Origin of the sequence: Neoluteolibacter marinus (assembly GCF_014904755.1) — a bacterium.
GTDB classification, from domain to species: Bacteria; Verrucomicrobiota; Verrucomicrobiia; order Verrucomicrobiales; family Akkermansiaceae; genus Haloferula; species Haloferula marina.
The window spans coordinates 20217-28379 of record NZ_JACZFQ010000014.1; the positions used below are offsets into that span (position 1 = coordinate 20217).

The following is an 8163-nucleotide window of genomic DNA, read 5'->3' on the forward strand; positions in this document are numbered from 1 at the left end:
AACCCATTGGGATCCCATTCCGCCCAAAAATTGGACGGCCGAGATTGGGGGGCGGAGGATGCTTTGCTTGTGGGCGTTCTAGTGATCATGATTAGGTCCTAAGGTTTTGTAGATCGTGATTGTGGAGCCCGGGGCGGATCACTCCAGCAGCCTCTTCACCTGCCGGTATTCCCCGTGGTCCAGCAGTCCAAGGCTCTGGCAAATGAAGGCATAGCGCTTGTCGCCCTTCAGGCCTTGTGCCCGGGCTTCATGGACCGCCTTATTTGCCCGCACCTTCAGCTCCGCGGTCGCCATGCGGCCCTCCGAGAAACCTTTTCCCTGCCGCGAGACATGGCGCGCGCGGTGGAGTTTGGTGATCTTGCCGACATCGAGGTCGCGCTTCTGGTCGAAGCTGAGGTAGCCGGGAATGAAGATCTGCGTGCCGAAGGGAGTGAAGACGACCGAGGCCTTCAGGAGGTGGGGGCGGTCGCCCTCCATGGCCCAGAGGTAGTATTTCCAGCAGAACAGGTCGAAGACGGCCTGGAAGTGCTGCGCGTCGTCCGCGAACTCCTCGCCCGCGCCGCGGTGCCAGTTCCGCTCCGGAATCAGCGTCCGGTGGATCATGGCCGAACCGCCGAATTGGGCGGGAAATGCCTCCTTGATCCGCTGCCAGTCGACTTGGAACTCCGGGGAGCGGTTCAGGGCGTCCTCGAACTCGGAGTATTTCTCGTCCGCCTTCAGGTAGTCCTCGTAGCGGCCGGCGTGGATGCGTTGCTCCGACTCCCGGATCAACCCGGGCTCGTAGAGCGCGAGTTGGTTGAAGCCGCAGCGACCGGACTCCGTGCCCTCGGACACGATGATCCCGGCCACGAGCCGCGCGACGGCCGGCCGGTCTGCTGGCGACTCACGCAGGGCATCATGCAGCAACTGAGCGTAGTTCTCGGGAAAGGTCGGGAAGGCGGAACCGCATTGCCAGAAGGCGAAGCAGGTCCACCCGAACGCCTCGGCCAGCTGGAGGGTGTCGGCATCCTGGTTTCGGACGATGATGCCCGGCACCTTTTCAAACAGGAAGCGGAGCAGAGGAAGCGCCTCCTTGGTGTCGCAGAACGGCCGCTCCGCCATGCCTTCCTTGATCGCCTTCTTCCAGCCCGACGCCGGCAGGCCGAAACGGTCAAGCCAGCGGGCTTGAAAGGGCTCTTTCTGCAACAGGGTTTTTCGCTTCGAGCCCAAGATGTTAGATTAAGCTGGCTCGTCCGCTATCGGGTGCCAAGTGGGAAATGAAGGACCTTGGAACCTGCGATCCTTTGGCTTGCCGCCGATTGTTCGTCACCCAGCATTTGTCCCAAACCCCGCTTCTGAATCTCCCCATGTATTCGCTCTCCGATATCGCCGGGATCCTGCGCAGGGACCGGGTTTCCCTGCTGGGTTGGGCGCGGGCTTTCGCTCTGCCGGAGTTTTTCCGGGCGGAGTTATCCGGATATCGCGAACTACTCGCGCCGATCCAACTGAAGCTAGACGAGCAAGCTCCCATTCTTTTTGCTCCCGCCCGCTGGGCTAAGGAGGTGGGGCGGGACGGCCGGTGAGGCCTCCGGGTTCAGTTGTCGATTTCCACGACAGCCAGCAACTGCCTCGCCCGGCTCACTCCCATGAACCAAGTATAGGCGTCGAAGTCGGTGGTGGTCACCGATATGAGCGGGCAGCCGACCAGGATCACCGCCCTGGCGTCGAGCCCCTTTGCCTTGTTAATCGACGTGTGGCGGATGGCGCCGTCAGTGTCCTCAAGCACATCGCGGAGGTTTCGGCCGGCGAGGACGCGGGTGTCTCCTAGTGCGCTGGCCCCGACGTTCGACTCCTTGTGGAGGATGAGCACCTCGTCGGGTCTGCAGAGACCCTCCTTGTTCCACCGCAGGATGATTTGTTCCACGCATGCCCGCCCGGAAACATCGTCCGCGACCCGGTGGACCTCCGGCTCGGGGCCTTCCGGCAGATGGTCGCCGCGGCCGAGGGCTTCGAGCATGGGGTTGATCGCCGGGTGGCGGTGCTGCTGGAAGAAGGTCCACAAGGGCCGGGTGTAGCGCAGCGCCGGCTGCAGGTGGACATGCGCCGGCTGCGACCATCCGGAGCACAGGCCCCGCGGGTCGAAGCGTTCGGGATTCCGGAACGGCGGTCGCTGGGCCGGGTCGTAGAAGATGCTTGCGGGGGCATCCCCTCCGTCATGCAGGAGGGCACGGTAAACATCCCACCATCCTCCGCTGGCGGTGGCGTCCCAAGCCGTGTCGTGGTCCTGGGCCTCATCCGCGACCAACGCGTCAAACCGCGGCCAGTCCTTTCGTGAATTCGGGTCTTCCAGCAAGGAGCGAACCCGACCGGGCAGGGCGTGCTCGTAGAATTCCCGCAGCCTGGCGAAGTCCCCCTCGGGCGGCTCCATGTCACCCCCTGCGCGGGCGAGCTGCAGGAACAGCTCCTCCCAGCCCATCACCGCGATACTGCCGGTCTCCAGCTTGCGCATTCCGACCAGTCGGCGGAGTTGGGTGGTCAGGGCGAGATTGTAGACGAGGAGCAGCACTGCCTTCCCGCTACTGGCGTAGCGGAAGGCCTGCTCGACCGCGTGCCAGGTCTTGCCGGTCCCGGTGCCGCCGAGCACGAGCAACTGGCGGTTCTCGCGCAGCTGATCGAGGAGTTGAAAGCGGTGGGTCAACTGTCGCTGGAAGAGTTCCTCCGTGTGGTCGAGGAAGCTGCGGGCCTTCGCCGGATCGGCGCTCGCCCCGAAGCGCTTCAGGATCTTTTCTCGATCCTTGGGCAGAACGGAGAAGCGGACCTTGTCGCCAAATATTCGCAGCCAGACCTGCGGTAGCCAGTTTGCCAGATCGTTCTTGAGAACCAGCAGCGAGCGTCGGATTCCCTGAACCATCTCCTGATCGACCGGGGCGACTTCTCCCGGGATACAGAGCGCCTTCGCCACCCAGGTCGGCAATCCTTCCGCTTTGACGATCCCGACCACGGCCGACCACTCGTCCATCAGCTGGTTCACCGGGTTGTCGGTCTCACCCTCCCAACGGCCGGTGCCGCTGAACCAGCGGGGCAGCGTGTTTTTCACCTCGAGAACCAGAATTCCACCTGCCGGCCCGATCACCAGGAAGTCGCCCTCGCGTTCGGTGCCGCGTTTGTCGGCATAGTAGTATCCCCAGATGACCGTCCACTGGTCGTCGAGTTCACGGAGTTTTTCGGCAACCCGGATCTCGGCGGCGTGGGAGTGCAGTTGGGGGCGTTGGATGAACCAGCGGGCCATTGCTGAAATTGGCTATGTTAGACGGAGGCCTCGGGGAAGCCTGGAATCTATCAGCATTAGGCCGAGCGACCTCAAACCAGGCTAGAGGGATGAAGTGGCCGCACTTCTCCTGTTAGGGATCCTCGGATTCCGTCGGCTCCGTGAAGCAGGGGCGGGCGAAGTTGCTGTAGGTCGGGCGATTCCAAGGGAAAATGCCTTGGCTGAGCGGATCAAGCATATCTGCTCGGGCCAAGGCCCATGTAATCCAGAGGCATTCGGGTGATCCTGGGATTCCGGTATCAGAATTCATGGAGCGAACCGAATCGACGTAGGCACGGAGGGATTCTGCCTGACGGTGATCGGTAACTTGTCTGAGTAATTCCGCTAACGCTTCTTCTTCCTGCTCCCGTTGCCGCCGCAAATCCCGATGGAGGGCTTCGAGCTGTTCTGATCGTCGTTTCTCCTCCTCTCGCTCCAATCTTTTTTTCCTGAGGAATTCTCCAATTTTCGTGGCTGCCTCCACGATCACTTCCAAGCGGTCCTCAACTCGGTATGTTTTGCCATCCTTCCAGAGGCTCGTATCGTGGTATCCCCATCCGGGATCGAAAGAGAACTCGAGGTTCCCAGACGGCACCTCCTTCCAATCATAATATGCATTCCTACGTTCTTCGGGGTCGGTGATCCGGAGGCGACGGTTTGGCTCCCGGAGTCTGAATCTCACCCGTTCGCCAGAGGCAGAGATCCAGCAGAATGGGGATCGCCGAACTTCTTGGCGGTAAGGGTAGGTCGTGTTGGCTTTCTTCCCGCCATCACTGTCCAGATCGCTTTCGAAGGCCAACCCCATGGCTTCAATCGATCGAGCGAAGCTATTCAGGAAGCGGATCGCGCGATCCAACGATTCTCTGGATACATGCATATTGAAATGCTTCCTGGGCGCCCGTTGGTTCCAGGGAATATCCTTCAGGTCCTCGCGAAACTGCAGTTGTGTGGCTGCAACTAAGGGGTGAAGTCGTGTGGGCGGCGGCTGGGTGGCTTCATGGTTTTCCTTTCCGTGTCTATCACGAGAATCGCTACTCTCCTGGCTCGAAGGTGGCTTCTTGATCTGTCCCGTCCTAGTTCTCTTCTTTGATTCCGCTTCGGTGTTCCATATGACTGGCGTGCTCCCGCTTGCTTCAGGAAGAGGCTCGACGGTGACTTCTTTGCCGCACTCCACCTTTGTCCAGTGACCGGACCTGGGGGTGGGGATTCTCATCCGCACACAGATCTTCTTGAGGTCTGGGCCTGAAATACCGAGATCGGCTGCGATCCGGGTGCAAGGTCGAGTCCAAATCTCCCGATAAAGGGCCTCTCGTTTCAGCGTCGGCATGATCCACCTCCCAAGTATGGCAGGAGGCAAAGTAGGGGAGGTTTCGTCGGTGTTCAATCTGCGAGTCTCAGGGAAACAATTTTGGTCCGAGGTGGAACGAGACACCTCGCAGCAAAAAATAAGAGGCATGGTCCTCGGGGGCGATTTCTATGGATGTAATCATTCGCTTTTCCCCGCCGCCAGAAGGACCTTTTCTCTAGTTGCTTCGATGGTCCAGATGAGGCACGCGGAGTAGCGAGGGTCACGCTGTTGTGCTGGACGCTTGTCCTTGCGGTAGGTCGGAAGCCATCCCATGGCGGCGCAGTAGCCAAGTCGATAGCGCGGTCAAGGCGGCGCAGGCGAAAAGGAGGATCATCCAATAGGGAATGAATAGAATCCACCTCATTGTGGGGCTGTGGAAGAATGCACTCGAAAGATCTTTGCGAAATGATCGAGGCGAATCGGGTTCGTATTCGGTTGCAAATGGATCGCCGGCGAGTGCGGCGGATCGGATTGAAGCTCGAGTTATGGCGGCATGCTCGGATCGTGTCATCAATACAGGGAAAAGAAAGTAGCGATGGGCGTAGGGTGAATACCCAAAGGTGCTGAACCGTGAGCATCTCATCCGTCTTGAAGATGGGCCGGGGTCGTAGGTAATGGAGACCCCGGCATCAGCGTTTCTCAGGATCAACGGGCCGATGGGCATCTTGGAGTTGTTTGCCACAGAGTCCTTCCAGCCCCAAATGAGGATGCCCATTACGGACAGGCAGGACCAGAAGACGACCGTAAGAGGTCGTGTAAGGTCCATGATCGACAAATGGCGAAAGCGCCAGACCAGATGGCAAGACCACGGAATAAAAATGGTCAGGAAGAACGGCCAGTATGGAACGAAGCAGGTCCAGTGACGGGTAGACCTGTATCGCAGATCTCTTGTGCAGGCTTCTCGGTAGCTTGACGGTGAGAATTCGCCGGATGAAAGCCACATTTTCGGAGCCGGTAGACCGGCTCCTCTGAGGAAATGCGGAGGTGGGAAAAAGTCACTGACATAGCCCCGATCTCTCCTGCTATACGAGTGATGGCGGGAGAATTGGAGCTCTTGGGGCGAGATTCTGGCGGTGTAAGACAGGGAAACTCCTGAGTAGCTACTCTGTAGCTCCCAGCTGTCTTTCTGCAATTTCGTGATAGTTGAGCCCGACTGGATCCATTCCCAGGCGATGATGGTTGTAATCAGGAGACCTGACCAAAAAGTGAAGGATCGTCGGAGGGGGCGATGCACGCATGGCAGATTTCCCGCACAAACATGGGTTGTCGAGAAGTAGCTGGCGTTAGCCCTGATGGCAATGTGGGAGCTCAGATTCCCGGGCGAGAACCCAGGAGTGAACGAAGTGTGGGGGCGAACCGGCACGTGGCGTGCGGCAAGTGTTTGGGGAGGTCCAAGCTCTGGTCAGCAACGACCTCAGCACGATTACGACAATGGTCGCATGCATTGCCGTCCCAACGACCCAAGGGCTTCCAGTAGGATCCTCATCGCAGTTGTCCCCGGTCCGCTGATTAACGTGCTGAAATATGCGCTATTGTTGGGCGCTTCTTTGCTTTCGGATTCAGCTTGCGCATTGACTTTTCCCCGCTTCAAAGGCTCAACTCCATCCATGTCAAAGGTGTCGATCGTGGTCACTCACCTGGCGATTGTTGCCATCGGGTGGGGACTTGTCGCTGCGCTTGCGCCCCGGCATTCCGACGGCACTCTCAACATGCAGGGGAAAAGCGCCAACTCTTCCACCAAAAGTGATCGTACGAGACCAGATCGTTCCAGCGGCCAGCGTCTGCTCGCAACGCTATCGCGGCAAGTAGTCATTCCGGAAGCGCCCGATGCAGAACTTCAGGATCGCCGATCGTTTGAAGAAAGGGTCTCCGAAATGATCGAGCAGAGATCGGAGCCGAACGTCGTCGGAGTTCCAGGGGTCCGCCAGAAAAGTCCGAGTGAAATCGAGGAGGAGTGCCGGAGGACTCTCATCCTCCACGACATGGTGCCAGTTGTGGATGGTGCGAATGGCCCCGAGTTTTCCTACGCCTTTCGTCATGGGCGCATCCGGGTGCGAGTGCTTCTCGACCACCTCACGGAGCAACTACCCGAGCAGGCGGAAGACCCGCTGTTCCCACTCGTGCTCTATCAGTTGCTCGCGAAGGAAAACCCTGGCCTGGCGGAGCCGTTGCTAGCCTCGCTATCTGAGAAAGAGAAGCTGCTGGAGAAGCGACGACATTTTCCCGGAGCTGTCGCAAGCTCCGATCCCGATTCGACCTACGCCATGCTCTCCACTATTCCGTGGGAGGATGGCCCGATGGAACTCTCTACCCGCAGGTGGGTGTGGCGCGGTTCGGCTGAATCGAATCTCTATGGCCGACGCGCCGATTATCTGGCCTGGCTCGAAAAACTCCCGAGAGGTCCTGAGCGGGATATCGCTATTTCTGGTGCTCTGATGGAAAGTTCCTGCACGGATTCGGATTCTGCGGAATACCTTCGCCCGCTTATCGACGATCCTGGGATTCGTGCGTTGCGATAGGATCCTCCTCCCCTCAAATGAACCTGATTCGCCGATACTCGTATTCCGCCGCACTGATGGTTGGGGTTGCAATCGGCCTGGTCGGATTGTCCGGGAGGTTTAGGGCTGCTCCCGAGGCGTCGAATCAATCGGCTGGTGCCGGGAAAGTCCTCGCGGAGTCATCCCCGTTTGGAAGCGACACGAAAAAAAACACGAGGTCATCAGGATCCACGGCAAGCGCGTCGGAGTACGAGGCCGCCTGGGAAATCCTGAAGGACGGCCGCTTGCCCGAAAGAGAACGTGCCGCCCTCCAGAGCTTGATTCTGCAGCAATGGTCGTTGCTCGACTTGCCCGGGGCGATTCATGCAGCGGCTGTTGATCAGGACACCGGCGCTTGGAGCATATCCGACGGTGAACTGCGAAAGAGCCTGCGTCCCGGCCTTGCTGCAGATCCGGAGCGGGCCTGGCATCTCATCCAGACCCACGCTGCGGGCTTCGACACCATTTGGCTTCGCGAGGAATGGATTCAGGCCGTCAGTATCCGGAATCCCGACCTGGTCATCAAGGTCGCCTCGCAGTTGCCGACGACGGATCGTGGGTTGGCTATTGAGACTGCGATCAAAGGTAGTCGGCAGGTCTCCGAAGGTGGCGTTGGCGACGAAGCAGTTGTCGAAGCGCTTCTCGCGCTGCCCGACGGCCAATTCACCGGTCCTGAGATTAGTGGCATTCTCGGAACTGTCATTCCACAACAAGAAATCATCGAGCGAGCGCTCCAAGCCCATTCCCCGGGAGTGCGTCGTGTTTATCTTGAGGCCTACGTATACTCGCAATCTCCTCTGCTGAGCCTGGGACTTGAGATCGGGCTGGATTCGCTTCCCCCTGATATTCGCGGGGAAGTAGCGCAAATAGTTGAATCCAAGCAGCGTGTGGAAAGGTGATCCTGCCCCGCATGCGGAATCAGCTCGACCCGGGCAGCCGCATGATACAGAGCGATTGGGATATGGAAAACGAGCGGCCGTCCAGCTCAGCTG

General features: G+C 59.3%; 6 protein-coding genes. 3 read left to right on the forward strand and 3 right to left on the reverse strand.

Features of this window, described 5'->3' with window-relative positions:
- Positions 1 to 138: 138 nt before the first annotated feature.
- A complete protein-coding gene (locus IG178_RS03695) occupies positions 139 to 1209 on the reverse strand; it encodes a hypothetical protein (RefSeq protein ID WP_193211159.1) in 1071 nt (356 codons plus the stop codon).
- 137 nt (positions 1210 to 1346) lie between these two features.
- On the opposite strand from IG178_RS03695, the gene IG178_RS03700 reads away from it, so the two are divergent.
- Positions 1347 to 1562, forward strand: a complete 216-nt coding sequence (locus IG178_RS03700) for a hypothetical protein (protein WP_193211160.1) — start codon at positions 1347 to 1349, stop codon at positions 1560 to 1562.
- Positions 1563 to 1573: 11 nt separating this feature from the next.
- Here IG178_RS03700 and IG178_RS03705 read toward each other — a convergent pair whose 3' ends face one another.
- Both IG178_RS03705 and IG178_RS03710 read right to left on the reverse strand, forming a co-directional pair.
- Complete coding sequence (locus tag IG178_RS03705; RefSeq protein ID WP_193211161.1) at positions 1574 to 3268, reverse strand: nuclease-related domain-containing DEAD/DEAH box helicase; 1695 nt, start codon at positions 3266 to 3268, stop codon at positions 1574 to 1576.
- Positions 3269 to 3380: 112 nt separating this feature from the next.
- A complete protein-coding gene (locus IG178_RS03710; protein WP_193211162.1) occupies positions 3381 to 4613 on the reverse strand; it encodes a hypothetical protein in 1233 nt (410 codons plus the stop codon).
- A 1460-nt stretch (positions 4614 to 6073) separates the two neighbouring features.
- Here IG178_RS03710 and IG178_RS03715 point away from each other — a divergent pair.
- Together IG178_RS03715 and IG178_RS03720 are read left to right on the forward strand one after the other, a co-directional pair.
- Positions 6074 to 7153 carry a hypothetical protein gene (locus IG178_RS03715; protein WP_193211163.1) on the forward strand — a complete coding sequence of 360 codons (1080 nt, stop codon included), beginning with the start codon at positions 6074 to 6076 and terminating at the stop codon, positions 7151 to 7153.
- A 17-nt stretch (positions 7154 to 7170) separates the two neighbouring features.
- Positions 7171 to 8070, forward strand: coding sequence for a hypothetical protein (locus IG178_RS03720; RefSeq protein ID WP_193211165.1), 900 nt, complete (start codon positions 7171 to 7173; stop codon positions 8068 to 8070).
- Positions 8071 to 8163 lie beyond the last annotated feature (93 nt).